13 protein-coding genes are annotated in these 12,029 nt (G+C 69.0%); 5 read left to right on the plus strand and 8 right to left on the minus strand.

All coding sequences use genetic code 11. The features are described from left to right. Positions 1-12: 12 nt before the first annotated feature. The 4 genes from pspA to pgsA form a co-directional block, all read right to left on the minus strand. A complete protein-coding gene (gene pspA / locus DMB80_RS18120; RefSeq protein ID WP_111511126.1) occupies positions 13-834 on the minus strand; it encodes a phage shock protein PspA in 822 nt (273 codons plus the stop codon). 123 nt (positions 835-957) lie between these two features. Next, on the minus strand, positions 958-1,290 hold the full coding sequence (clgR, locus tag DMB80_RS18125) for a transcriptional regulator ClgR (protein ID WP_046365173.1): 333 nt from the start codon (positions 1,288-1,290) through the stop codon (positions 958-960). Positions 1,291-1,396: 106 nt separating this feature from the next. Continuing rightward, the gene (locus DMB80_RS18130) at positions 1,397-1,912 is read right to left on the minus strand and encodes a CinA family protein (protein ID WP_111511127.1); all 516 of its coding nucleotides are present in this window, start codon (positions 1,910-1,912) and stop codon (positions 1,397-1,399) included. Beyond that, a complete protein-coding gene (gene pgsA / locus DMB80_RS18135) occupies positions 1,890-2,486 on the minus strand; it encodes a CDP-diacylglycerol--glycerol-3-phosphate 3-phosphatidyltransferase (RefSeq protein WP_048423636.1) in 597 nt (198 codons plus the stop codon). Before pgsA ends, DMB80_RS18130 begins: the two co-directional genes overlap by 23 nt. Positions 2,487-2,528: 42 nt before the next feature. Between pgsA and DMB80_RS18140 the strand changes: the two genes are divergently transcribed. Next, a complete protein-coding gene (locus tag DMB80_RS18140) occupies positions 2,529-3,050 on the plus strand; it encodes an amino-acid N-acetyltransferase (RefSeq protein WP_111511128.1) in 522 nt (173 codons plus the stop codon). A 69-nt stretch (positions 3,051-3,119) separates the two neighbouring features. On the opposite strand, the gene DMB80_RS18145 is transcribed toward DMB80_RS18140, so the two are convergent. Then, positions 3,120-5,687, minus strand: a complete 2,568-nt coding sequence (locus DMB80_RS18145) for an FtsK/SpoIIIE family DNA translocase (protein ID WP_205538765.1) — start codon at positions 5,685-5,687, stop codon at positions 3,120-3,122. A 163-nt stretch (positions 5,688-5,850) separates the two neighbouring features. On the opposite strand from DMB80_RS18145, the gene DMB80_RS18150 reads away from it, so the two are divergent. The 4 genes from DMB80_RS18150 to DMB80_RS18165 all read left to right on the plus strand — a co-directional run bounded on the left by DMB80_RS18150 (position 5,851) and on the right by DMB80_RS18165 (position 8,656). After that, positions 5,851-6,165 (plus strand): putative quinol monooxygenase, encoded by a 315-nt coding sequence (locus tag DMB80_RS18150; RefSeq protein ID WP_111511157.1) that lies wholly within the window; start codon positions 5,851-5,853, stop codon positions 6,163-6,165. 19 nt (positions 6,166-6,184) lie between these two features. Further along, a complete protein-coding gene (locus DMB80_RS18155) occupies positions 6,185-6,997 on the plus strand; it encodes a mycofactocin-coupled SDR family oxidoreductase (protein ID WP_111511158.1) in 813 nt (270 codons plus the stop codon). Further along, positions 6,994-7,866, plus strand: a complete 873-nt coding sequence (locus DMB80_RS18160) for an SAM-dependent methyltransferase (RefSeq protein ID WP_111511130.1) — start codon at positions 6,994-6,996, stop codon at positions 7,864-7,866. The genes DMB80_RS18155 and DMB80_RS18160 overlap by 4 nt, the downstream gene beginning before the upstream one ends. Before the next feature lie 127 nt (positions 7,867-7,993). Beyond that, the gene (locus DMB80_RS18165) at positions 7,994-8,656 is read left to right on the plus strand and encodes a response regulator transcription factor (protein ID WP_111511131.1); all 663 of its coding nucleotides are present in this window, start codon (positions 7,994-7,996) and stop codon (positions 8,654-8,656) included. On the opposite strand, the gene DMB80_RS18170 is transcribed toward DMB80_RS18165, so the two are convergent. From DMB80_RS18170 to thyX, 3 genes are read right to left on the minus strand one after another with little or no spacing between them, the layout of a single operon-like run. Then, a complete protein-coding gene (locus DMB80_RS18170; protein ID WP_111511132.1) occupies positions 8,653-10,329 on the minus strand; it encodes a ribonuclease J in 1,677 nt (558 codons plus the stop codon). The genes DMB80_RS18165 and DMB80_RS18170 overlap by 4 nt on opposite strands. Positions 10,330-10,338: 9 nt before the next feature. Beyond that, complete coding sequence (gene dapA, locus DMB80_RS18175) at positions 10,339-11,241, minus strand: 4-hydroxy-tetrahydrodipicolinate synthase (protein WP_111511159.1); 903 nt, start codon at positions 11,239-11,241, stop codon at positions 10,339-10,341. A gap of 25 nt (positions 11,242-11,266) precedes the next feature. Next, on the minus strand, positions 11,267-12,019 hold the full coding sequence (gene thyX / locus DMB80_RS18180; protein WP_111511133.1) for an FAD-dependent thymidylate synthase: 753 nt from the start codon (positions 12,017-12,019) through the stop codon (positions 11,267-11,269). Between the last annotated feature and the right edge of the window lie 10 nt (positions 12,020-12,029).

A 12,029-nucleotide genomic window follows, 5' to 3' on the forward strand; every position in this document is an offset into this window, starting at 1 on the left:
CTCCCGTGAATGTTATTGCGACAGCGGGTTTTCCGGCGTCGGGTTGGTGGCCGGGGTGGCCGGTGACTGCGTGGGCGTTGCCGGAGCCTGGGCGGAGCCGGCGGGCAGCTGCTCACCGCGCATGGACGCCCGGATCTGCTCGAGCCGAGAATGGCCGGCCATCTGGACGCTGGCCTGCTGGACCTCCATCATGCGGCCCTGCACCGAGTTCTGGGCGAGCTCGGCAGCCCCCATCGCGTTGGCGTAGCGACGCTCGATCTTGTCGCGCACCTCGTCCAGGCTGGGTGTGCTGCCGGGGGCGGCGATCTCGCTCATCGACCGCAGGGACGCGCTGACCTGCTCCTGCATCTTGGCCTGCTCGAGCTGGCTGAGCAGCTTCGTGCGCTCGGCGATCTTCTGCTGCAGCACCATCGCGTTCTGCTCGACGGCCTTCTTGGCCTGTCCCGCAGCCTGCAGCGCCTGGTCGTGCAGACCTTTGAGGTCCTCCACGCTCTGTTCGGCGGTCACCAGCTGCGCGGCGAACGCCTCGGCCGCGTTGTTGTACTCGGTCGCCTTCGCGGCATCGCCGGAGGCGACGGCCTGGTCGGCGAGTGTCAGTGCCTGGCGGACGTTGACCTGGAGCTTCTCGATGTCGGCCAGCTGACGGTTGAGCCGCATCTCCAGTTGGCGTTGATTGCCGATCACCTGGGCCGCCTGCTGGGTCAGCGCCTGGTGCTGACGCTGGGCCTCTTCGATCGCCTGCTGGATCTGCACCTTGGGATCGGCGTACTCGTCGACCTTGGAGCTGAACAGCGCCATCAGGTACTTCCACGCCTTGCTGAACGGATTGGCCATGAGAACGTTTCCGCCTTCTCGAAGTCTTCGGGTCAGTGGAACAGGGTCACCAGCACGGGTTCCCTGTCATCGCAGGTACCCAACTTATCGGTTCTGTACAGCTCGCCACACCCCTGTCGGGGATCAGGCGACCGCCATCGAGACGACCGGGGCGACGGCCTGCGGGATGACCACCTTGGTGCTGGCGTCGATACGCGAGGTGCTGACCTCGGTGCGGGCCTCTTCGAGCGCCATGTCGTCGCCGGCTTCGGACAGCACCCGCGACAGCGGAACGTCGAGCGCGCCGCAGATGGCGCTGAGCAGTTCGCTGGACGCTTCCTTGCGGCCGCGTTCGACTTCGGAGAGGTAGCCCAGGCTGACCCTGGCGGTGTCGGACACTTCACGCAGGGTGCGGCCCTGTTCGACCCGCACGCGGCGCAACACGTCGCCGATCACTTCGCGCAGCAGTGTCGTCATCGCGCTCTCCTTCGTCAGCTTGTGGCTGCAAGTCCCGCAAACCATGGTGGCGTGCTATTCCCCCCAACGCACGGCGGCCCCGGGATGGTTCCCGGCCGGGCCCCGCTCACCGGTTCTCTGACTGGTTCTCGACCAGGATGCGCAGGCGCTGCAGCGCGGCGTACACCGCGGCCAGCCGGATCTGCCAGCGGCTGCCGTCGAGGTGCAGCGCCAGCACCTCGGTGTCGACAGGTCCTGCGAGGCCGACGAACACCGTGCCGACCGGGTGTCCGCCGTGGGGTTCGGGACCGGCGACCCCGGTCAGGCCCACGCCCCAGGTGGCACCGCAGCGCTGCTGGGCGCCGACGGCCAAGGCCCGCGCGGTGGGTTCGGCGACCGGGCCGACGTCGGCGAGCAGCTCCGGGGCCACGCCGGCGAGCTCGATCTTGGTATCGACGGTGTAGGTGATGAGGCCGCCCCGCAGCACCGCACTCGCCCCCGGCACGCCGGCCAACGTCGCCGCAACCAGGCCGGCGGTCAGCGACTCGGCCGTCGCCACGGTCTGGCGGCGCACGGTCAGGTCGGCGACCAGCGCAGCGGCATCGCCATCGACAAGCGGGTCACTGACGGGCGGGTCGCCCACGGGAGTCCCTCACCGCCGAGATGAAGTAGTCGACCCCGGTCAGGATGGTGAGCACCACGGCGGCGAGCATGACGATCCACGCACCGGTGGCCCAGGCTCCGGTCAGGGGCAGGATGAGCAGTCCGATCGCAACGGCCTGCACGGTGGTCTTCACCTTGCCGCCGCGGCTGGCCGGGATGACGCCGTGGCGCAGCACCACCAGGCGCAGCAGTGTCACGCCGAGCTCGCGGGCCAGTATCACCACCGTCACCCACCACGGCAGGTCGCCGAGCATCGAGAGCCCGATCAGCGCCGCACCGATGAGGGCTTTGTCGGCGAGCGGATCGATCAGCGTGCCGAATTCGGTCACCATGCCGTAGCTGCGGGCGAGCGCCCCGTCCAGGCGGTCAGTGATGACGGCCACCGTGAACACGGTGAACGCCATTGCCCGCCAGAAGGTTTCGTGGCCATCGCCGACGAAGAGGAAGGCCAGGAACACCGGGACCAGGATCAGTCGGACACCGGTGAGCGCGTTGGCCAGATTCGCCACCCGAGCGCGCGGAACCACAGGATCGGTCTGTGGTTGGCCCGGCACCGACACAGAATACTGGTTGCCCGAACCGATACCCTTCCCCGTGTGAGCTCTGATCCGGGCGAGACCGAACGTGAGCCGGTGGTGCGCCGGGCCAGGACGTCTGACGTGCCTGCCATCAAGGCACTCGTCGACGTCTATGCCGGCCGCATCCTGCTCGAGAAGAACCTGGTGACGCTGTACGAGTCGGTGCAGGAGTTCTGGGTGGCCGAGGTCGCCGGTGAGGTCGTCGGCTGCGGCGCCCTGCACGTCCTGTGGTCCGACCTGGGCGAGGTGCGCACGGTGGCAGTGCATCCGAAGGTGCGCGGCCGCGGGATCGGCCACCGGGTGGTGGACCAGCTCCTGACGGTTGCCCGCGAGCTGCAACTGCAACGGCTCTTCGTGTTGACGTTCGAGACGGAGTTCTTCGCTCGGCACGGTTTCGCCGAGATCGAGGGCACGCCGGTGACCGCCGAGGTCTACGAGGAGATGTGCCGTTCCTACGACATCGGTGTGGCCGAGTTCCTCGACCTTTCCTACGTCAAACCCAACATCCTCGGTAACACCCGCATGCTCCTCACCCTCTGACGCCCATACCGACGTCTGGGCGCGAAAGTGCGAGACAGCAGCGCCATTTCGTCGATCTCGGCGGCCGGATCAGAAGTCCGGCTCGTCGTCGGCATCCCCACCGACCGCATCGCTGCCACCGCGGATCAATGCCAGCGTGCCGGCCAGCTCGTCGGGCTTGACGAGAACCTCGCGGGCTTTGGAGCCCTCGGAGGGGCCGACGATCCCGCGGGTCTCCATCAGGTCCATCAGCCGACCCGCCTTGGCGAAGCCCACTCGCAGCTTGCGCTGCAGCATCGAGGTGGAGCCGAACTGCGATGACACGACGAGTTCGACCGCCTGCAGGAACACGTCCATGTCGTCGCCGATGTCGGGGTCGACGTCCTTGCGCTCGCCGGCCTTGACCGCGGTGACGCCCTCGACGAACTCCGGCTCGGCCTGATCCTTGGACGCGTTGACGACCGCCGAGATCTCCTCGTCGGTGATGAACGCGCCCTGCAAGCGGATCGGCTTGTTGGCGCCCATCGGCAGGAAGAGGCCGTCGCCCATGCCGATCAGCTTCTCGGCGCCGGGCTGGTCCAGGATGACCCGGCTGTCGGTCAGCGACGACGTGGCGAACGCCAGACGCGACGGCACGTTGGTCTTGATCAGACCGGTGACGACGTCGACCGACGGCCGCTGGGTGGCCAGCACCAGATGGATTCCGGCGGCGCGGGCCTTCTGGGTGATCCGCACGATGGCGTCTTCGACGTCGCGGGGCGCGGTCATCATCAGGTCGGCGAGCTCATCGACGATCGCGAGGATGTAGGGGTAGGGCTTGTAGACGCGCTGGCTGCCCAGCGGCGCGGTGATCTCCCCGGTGCGCACCTTCTCGTTGAAGACGTCGATGTGACGCACCCGGGAGGCCTGCATGTCCTGGTAGCGCTGTTCCATCTCCTCGACCAGCCAGGCCAACGCCGCGGCGGCTTTCTTGGGTTCGGTGATGATCGGCGTGATCAGGTGCGGAATGCCCTCGTATGGCGTCAGTTCGACCATCTTCGGGTCGATCAGGATCATCCTGACCTCGTCGGGGGTGGCGCGCGCAAGCAGCGACACCAGCATCGAGTTCACGAAGCTCGACTTGCCCGAACCGGTGGAACCCGCGACGAGCAGGTGCGGCATCTTGGCGAGGTTCGCCGAGATCATCTCGCCCTCGATGTCCTTGCCGAGGCCGATCACCAGCGGGTGATGGTCGGAGCGCACCACCGGATCGGTGAGCACGTCAGCCAGGCGCACCATCTCGCGATCGAGGTTGGGCACCTCGATACCGACCGCCGACTTGCCAGGGATCGGCGCCAGCATGCGCACACTCTCGGTGGCCACGGCGTAGGCGATGTTGCGCTGCAGCGCGGTGATCTTCTCGACCTTGACGCCGGGACCGAGCTCGACTTCGTAGCGGGTCACGGTCGGCCCGCGCGTGCACCCGGTCACCGCGGCGTCGATCTTGAACTGCTCCAGCACCGAGGTGATCGCGTCGGTCATGTGCTGGTTGGCCGCGGTCAGCCGCTTCGGGGGATCACCGGCGATCAGCAAGTCCAGGGACGGGAGCGCGTAGGGACCTTCGACCACGCGGTCCAGGCTCAGCGCGGGCTCTTTGCGCGGCTGCTTCTTGCGGGTCTTCGCCGGGGGCGGCACATCGGCCACCTCGTCGTCGACGGGGTAGTTCTCCATCGGAGTCCCCGACGGCTTGCCGAGCGGCACGGTGGGTTGAGTCGACGACGATGAGGTGGGCCAGGCGGGGTCGTCGCCGGACACGTCGGTGTCGTAGTAGCCGTCGGAGAAATCGTCTGCCACGGCTGCACGGCCCGATTCGATCTCGGCGGGGTCGTCGAACCAGTCCTGATCCTCGTCGAAATCCTCGTCGACGTCCTCGTCAATGTCGCCGTCCTCGCCACGCCACCGGGTGGAGAACATGTAGTGCAGGGTCGCGGGGACTTCGCGAATGGTCGTGCCGGTGATCAGCAGGACGCCGAAGAGGGCGCCGATCACGAGCAGGGGTGCAGCGATCCAGGCGGTCAGGCCGTCGGCCAGTGGGCCGCCGATCGCGAAGCCCACGAAGCCGGCCGCGTGCTGGCGTGCCGTGGGGTCTTGCGGTGCCCCCGACCACAGGTGCAGCAAGCCCAGTGCCGGCAGCGTGATCATCGCCGCACCCAGGATGAATCGGGGGCGCGCCTCGGGATCGGGCTCGGAGCGCATCAGCGTCACACCGATGACCGCCAGGGCGAGCGGCACCAGCACCACGGCGTCGCCGACCAGCATGCGCAGGAAGGTGTCGATCCACTCTCCCACCGGACGCGCTGCGTCGAACCAGGAGCTGGCGGCCACGACGACAGCGAGAGCGAGCAGGCCGAGCGCGATGCCGTCGCGGCGGTGGCCGGGTTCCAGATCGCGGGCGCGACCGACCGAGCGGGCGGTGCTACCGGCGCCCTTGGCGAGCATCAGCCATCCGGCGCGGGCACCGCGGCCGACGGCGGTGCCGGCGGCCGCCACCGGTGAGGGGCCTCGACGGGCCGGTTTGCGCCGCGCAGGCGCCGGGCGCGCGGACCGCGCAGAACCCCGCGAACTGGGCTTCGACCTGGTCGAACGGGCGCCAGCGCGGGACGCGGTCTTACTCGCCATGCCTCTCAGCCTAGTCGCATGAGCCCCAGATGCACCATCTGCCACACAGGTCACAGATGGGTCTCGATGCACCCCGACCGGCGATCAGGTGTGGGCCGCCGACACCGTCGGCGCGAGACAGTACGGTGAGGCCTGTTCAGTCACTCTCAACGAGGAGTCCCGTATGCCTGTCGTCGTCGTTGCGACCATGACCGCCAAGCCCGATTCCGTGGACGCCGTGCGCGACGCCTGCAAGAAGGCGATCGAGGCCGTGCACGACGAGCCCGGCTGCGAGCTCTACGCCCTGCACGAGGCCGACGGCACGTTCGTGTTCGTCGAGCAGTGGGCCGACGCGGAGGCCCTGCAGGCCCACGGCGCCGCACCGGCGGTCGGCACCCTGTTCGGGACCATCGGAGAGCACCTCGACGGCGCCCCCGACATCAAGATGCTCGCCCCCGTGGTCGCCGGCGACCCGGCCAAGGGCCAGCTGCGGCCCTGACGGTCCCGAGGACGTGACGATGGGCGAACTCACCGGCAAGGTCGCATTGATCACCGGCGCCGCGCGCGGGCAGGGCCGCGCACACGCGGTGAAGCTCGCCTCCGCCGGTGCCGACATCATCGCGCTCGACCTGTGCGCGCAGATCGATTCGGTGCCCTATCCGCTCGCCACACCCGCTGACCTGGCGGAGACGGTGGCACTCGTCGAGAAGACGGGTGCGCAGATCGTGGCATCCGAGGTCGACGTGCGCGATCGCGACGCGCTCAAATCGGCGGTGCGCGCGGGCACAGAACGTCTCGGTGAACGGCTCGACATCGTGATCGCCAACGCGGGCATCGCGCCGATGACCGCGCCGCAGGCCTGGCAGGACGTCATCGACGTCAACCTCACCGGTGCCTATCACACCGTCGACGTCGCGATGAAGCCGATGATCAAGTACGGCAACGGTGGCGCCATCGTGCTCACCAGCTCGGTGGCCGGTCTGGTGGGCGTCGGCGCGCCCGTAGCTGGGGCGGTCGGGTACACCGCCGCCAAGCACGGCATGGTCGGGTTGATGCGGGCCTACGCCAATTTCCTCGCCGCATACAGCATCCGCGTGAATTCCATCCATCCCGCGGGCGTGAACACTCCGATGATCGACAACGAGTTCACTCGGTCGTGGCTCGACGGGATGGCCGACGAGAGCGGTCCGGACATGAGCAACGCGCTCCCCGTGCGGGCTCTGGAGGCCGAGGACATCGCCAACGCGGTGTACTGGCTGGTGTCTGAGGCCGGGCGCTACGTCACCGGCGTCGCGCTGCCCGTCGACGCCGGGTTCGTCAACAAGCGATGACGCGCGGCAATCCCGCCGCGCAGACGGCGTTCGGCCCGATGCTGCTGGCGGCGATCGAACAGAACGAGCCGCCGCAGCGCCGGCTCGTGGACGACGATCTGGCTGCGCAATTCCTGCCGGCTCGGATGCGGGCGCTGGTGGCGGCCACGCGCGCGGCACCGGTGCGTCGGGCCGTGATGGCGGCCGTGCAGCGCAGCGGGCCGGGCCTGTGGTCGAGCATCGCGTGCCGCAAGCGTCTCATCGACGAGCGGCTGTCCGATCCCCTCAACGAGACCGACGCCGTCGTCGTCCTCGGCGCCGGCCTCGACACCCGTGGCTGCCGGATCGCCCGGCACAGCGACATGCCCGTGTTCGAGGTGGATCAGGCGGTCAACATCGAGCGAAAGGCCGCGGTGCTGCAGCGGGTGCTGGGCGGCACACCTCCGTCGGTGCATCTGGTGTCCGCCGACCTCGAGCGCGACGATCTTCTGGCCGCGCTGCAGGCGGCCGGGTACGACGCCTCACGGCGCACCTTCTTCATCGTCGAAGGGGTGACGCAGTACCTCTCCCCCGATGCCGTACGCAGCACGCTCGCAGCTCTGGGTACCGCGGGTAAGGGCAGCCGACTGGTGTTCAGCTACATCCGGCAGGACTTCTTGGACGGCACGAATCTCTACGGCGCGCCGTCGCTGCACCGGCGTTTCCGCGGTCGGCATCCCGTGTGGCACACCGGCCTGGTTCCCGAGCAGCTCGGTGAATGGCTGGCCGACGTGGGTTGGCAGCTCGTCGAGCAGGCCGGCCCCAGCTATTACCGGGACCTCTACATCCGCCCCACCGGCCGCACGCTGGCGGCGTCTCCGATCGAGTGGACAGCGGTCGCCCAGCGTTGAGGTCGACATCGAGGGACCTTTGGCCCTGTCCCGAATCCGTGTGGCCCTAACGCACGCACCCCGGATCCGGGATCGTCGATGGCAACGCCGACAGGAGCTGCACGGCGCCGGGCGAGGGGGAAACGACGTGACCGCAGTTCTGGTTGCCGAGGCCGACAGGCAGATGTCGACGATGATCCGCAGAATGCTTCGTGCTCAGGGGTTTTCGGTGACCGTGGTGGCCGACGGGCTGTGTGCGTACAACGACGCCCGCCGCGGCAACTTCGATCTCGCGATCCTCGGGGCACGCATGCCGCGCATGGACGGGTTCGAGGTGGCGCGGCGGCTGCGCGCCGACGGCCTGGGGCTTCCCGTCGTCTTGCTGACGACCCGTGGCGGAGTCGCGCGCGCCGGCGCGAAGTTCAGCACGTCGACAGAAGCGCTCGTCTCGATCGCCCCGTTGCGGGCCGACGAACTCGTGCAGACGGTGCGGAGCCTGGTGTCACCGCGGCGGGCCACCCGGCCCGCCGAACTGCGCTACGGCGGTCTGCGGGTGGACCTCGCGAGCCGGCGGGCACACGTCGGGGACTACTGCGTCGACCTGTCGACGCGTGAATGCGATCTGGCTGCGACGTTCCTGCGTCATCCAGGCCAGGTCCTCAGCCGCGAGTACCTACTGCGGCAGGTGTGGGGCCATGACGAGCCGGAGTCGAACGTCGTCGACGTCTACGTTCGCTACCTGCGCCGCAAACTCGGCGCGCACTGGTTCACCACCGCGCGGGGGGTGGGCTACCGGCTGCAGGCCGGTTAGACCTCGATGACGGTGGGCACGATCATGGGCTGACGGCGGTAGGTCTCGCCCACCCACTTGCCCACGATGCGCCGCACCGCCTGGGCGATACGCGCCGGGTCGGTGGTGTTCTGGGCGGCCAGGTTCTCGAGCTCGGCCTCCACGCGGCGCGCGACCGGCTCGAGCGCTTTGGGATCTTCGGAGAAGCCGCGCGAGGACAGATGGGGCGGGGCCACCGCCTGACCGGTGCCGCGGCGCACCACCACCGTCACCGAGACGAAGCCCGACGACAGGATGAGCCGCTCGCCGAGGGTCGCGTCGCCGACGTCGCCGGTGACGAGCCCGTCGACGAACATCTTGCCGACGGCCACCGCGCCGGCGATGGAGACTCGACCGCCGGCCAGATCGACGCTGACGCCGTTCTCGGCGATCACGATGTTCTCCTGGGCGACCCCGGTGCTGGCCGCCAGGGCGGCGTTGGCGCGCAGCATCCGCCAGGTGCCGTGCACCGGCATCACGTTGCGCGGGCGCACCCCGTTGTACAGGAACAGCAGTTCACCGGCGTAGGCGTGACCCGAAACGTGCACGCGCGCTTGACGATTCGTGACCACGCGGGCGCCAACCTTGGCCAGCGAGTCGATCACTCCGTAGACCGCCTCTTCGTTGCCGGGGATCAGCGACGAGGACAGGATCACCAGGTCGCCGGCGGTCAGCGTGATGCTGCGGTGCTCACCGCGCGACATGCGCGACAGCGCCGCCATCGGCTCCCCCTGCGTGCCGGTGGTGATCAGCACGACGCGGTCGGCCGGCATCATCTCGGCGGCGGCGATGTCGAGGACGTCGGAGTCGGCGACCGTCAGATAGCCGAGGTCGCGGGCGATACCCATGTTGCGCACCATCGACCGGCCGACGAACGACACCTTCCGGCCCAGTGAGACGGCGGCGTTGATGATCTGTTGCACGCGGTCGACGTTCGAGGCGAAGCACGCGACGATGACCCGTCCGTCGGCCCCGCGGATCAGGCGGTGCAGGGCGGGGCCGATCTCGCTTTCCGACGGGCCCACGCCGGGGATCTCGGCGTTGGTGGAGTCGCACAGGAAAAGATCCACGCCGGCGTCGCCGAGGCGTGACATGCCGGGCAGATCGGTGGGCCTGCCATCGGGGGGAAGCTGGTCGAGTTTGATGTCGCCGGTGTGCAGCACGGTGCCGGCCCCGGTGTGGATGGCGACGGCCAGACATCCCGGGACGGAGTGGTTGACCGCGAAGTACTGGCATTCGAAGACGCCGTGGGTGGAGCGCTGCCCTTCGGCGACCTCGATGAGCTTCGGGGACAACCGGTGCTCGCGGCACTTCTCGCGTACCAGGGCCAGGGTGAACTTCGAACCGACGATGGGGATGTCGGCGCGCATCTTGAGCAGGTGGGGAATCGCCCCGATGTGGTCTTCGTGGGCGTGGGTGACGACGAGGGCCTCGACGTCCTCGAGTCGGCCCTGCACGTGGCGCAGGTCCGGCAGGATGAGGTCGACGCCCGGTTCGTCATGCGTGGGGAACAGCACCCCGCAGTCGACGATCAACAGCCGGCCGAGATGCTCGAAAGTGGTCATGTTGCGGCCGATTTCGTTGATGCCGCCCAGCGCGGTCACCCGCAGGGCACCGGGGGCCAACGGGCCCGGTGCGACGAGTTCGGATTCCACAGGTGTCCTCTACCGCAGCACCGCGGCGGCCCGTAGGTCCGCGGCCAGCGCCTCGAGTTGGTCGTCGGTGGCCGGGACCTGCGGTAGCCGCGGTTCGCCGACCTCGAAGCCCTGCAGTCGCAGCGCCGCCTTCGACAGCGTCACACCGCCCAGCCGGGTTTGCGCCGCCGACAGCGGCGCGAGCGAGACGTTGATCTTGCGTGCGGTCGCCACATCGCCGGAGGCGAAGGCGGACAGCATGTCTCGCAGCTGTCCCGCCGCGACGTGACCCCAGACGCTGATGAAGCCGACCGCACCCATCGCCAACCATGGCAGGTTCAGCGCATCGTCACCCGAGTAGTAGGCCAAACCCGTCTCGGCGATGATCTGGCCGCCGCCGGGCAGGTCGCCCTTGGCGTCCTTGATCGCGACGATGTTGGGGTGCTCGGCCAGCGCCCGGATGGTGTTCCATTCGATCGGCACGACCGAGCGTGGCGGGATGTCGTAGAGGATGTTCGGCAGGTCGGTCGCGTCGGCGACGGTGCGGAAGTGCGCGAGCAGGCCCTCCTGCGGCGGGCGTGAGTAGTACGGGGTGACGACGAGCAGCCCGTGCGCGCCTTCGGCGGCGGCGGCCTTGGCCAGCCCGACGCTGTGCGCGGTGTCGTAGGTGCCCGCGCCGGCGACGATGCGGGCGCGGTCGCCGACGGCCTCCAGTACGGCCCGCAGCAGCTCGATCTTCTCTGCGTCGGTGGTGGTGGGAGATTCGCCGGTGGTTCCGGAGACCACGAGGCCGTCGCAGCCGGCGTCGACGAGGTGGGCGGCCAGGCGCTTCGCGGTCTCGAGGTCCAGCGAGCCGTCGGGCTTGAACGGAGTGACCATGGCCGTCAACAGGGTGCCCAATCGGGCGGTGACGTCGAAGGCGGCGGTACTCACGGGCACCAAGATTACCCTCCCCGCCTCAGCCCTCCGTGGCCAACGGGCTGGTCGCGACCTCACTGCCGTCGGCGAGCACGGTGATTTCGAAGTCGGCGAACACCGCGGGGGCCGTGTGGGCGAGCTGTCGCAAGCACTCCACGGCCAGGCGCCGGATCTCGACGTCGGCGTGTTCGCTGGCCCGCATCGCGATGAAATGCCGCCACGCCCGGTAGTTGCCCGTGACGACGATGCGGGTCTCGGTGGCGTTGGGCAGCACTGCGCGCGCGGCCTGCCGGGCCTGCTTACGCCGCAGCGTGGCGTTCGGTACGTCGGCGAATCGTTCCTCGAGTCGGGCCAGGAGTTCGACGTAGGCGGCCCGGCTGGCATCGGCGGCGTCGGCGACGATGCGGGTGAGCTCGGGGTCGCCGTCGACGCCGGGGGGCGCCACCACCGCGACGTCGCCTTCGGGCACGTACCGCTGCGACAGCTGCGAGTAGGAGAAGTGCCGGTGGCGGATCAGTTCGTGGGTGCACGACCGGGAGATCCCGGTGATGTAGAAGGACACCGAGGCGTGTTCGAGCACCGAGAAGTGTCCGACGTCGATGATGTGTTGCAGGTATGCGGCGTTGGTCGCGGTCTTCGGGTTGGGCTTAGCCCAGCTCTGGTAGCAGGCTCGGCCCGCGAATTCGACCAGCGCCTGGCCGCCGTCGGCGTCGGTGCTCCAGTCGACGTCGGGCGGCGCGGTGAATTCCGTCTTGGCGATCAGCTGCACGCGCAGCGGCGCGATCTCGGCCACCGGCGCAGCC

This window comes from Mycobacterium kyogaense (assembly GCF_003254575.1).
GTDB classification, from domain to species: Bacteria; Actinomycetota; Actinomycetes; order Mycobacteriales; family Mycobacteriaceae; genus Mycobacterium; species Mycobacterium kyogaense.

What these genes read in the sequence shown, in the direction of transcription:
- DMB80_RS18150 (WP_111511157.1), top strand. Translation starts at nt 5,851, where the DNA reads ATGCCTGTCGTCGTCGTTGCGACCATGACCGCCAAGCCCGATTCCGTG.
- DMB80_RS18155 (WP_111511158.1), top strand. Translation starts at nt 6,185, where the DNA reads ATGGGCGAACTCACCGGCAAGGTCGCATTGATCACCGGCGCCGCGCGC.
- clgR (WP_046365173.1), bottom strand. Translation starts at nt 1,290, where the DNA reads ATGACGACACTGCTGCGCGAAGTGATCGGCGACGTGTTGCGCCGCGTG.
- DMB80_RS18160 (WP_111511130.1), top strand. Translation starts at nt 6,994, where the DNA reads ATGACGCGCGGCAATCCCGCCGCGCAGACGGCGTTCGGCCCGATGCTG.
- DMB80_RS18145 (WP_205538765.1), bottom strand. Translation starts at nt 5,687, where the DNA reads ATGGCGAGTAAGACCGCGTCCCGCGCTGGCGCCCGTTCGACCAGGTCG.
- pspA (WP_111511126.1), bottom strand. Translation starts at nt 834, where the DNA reads ATGGCCAATCCGTTCAGCAAGGCGTGGAAGTACCTGATGGCGCTGTTC.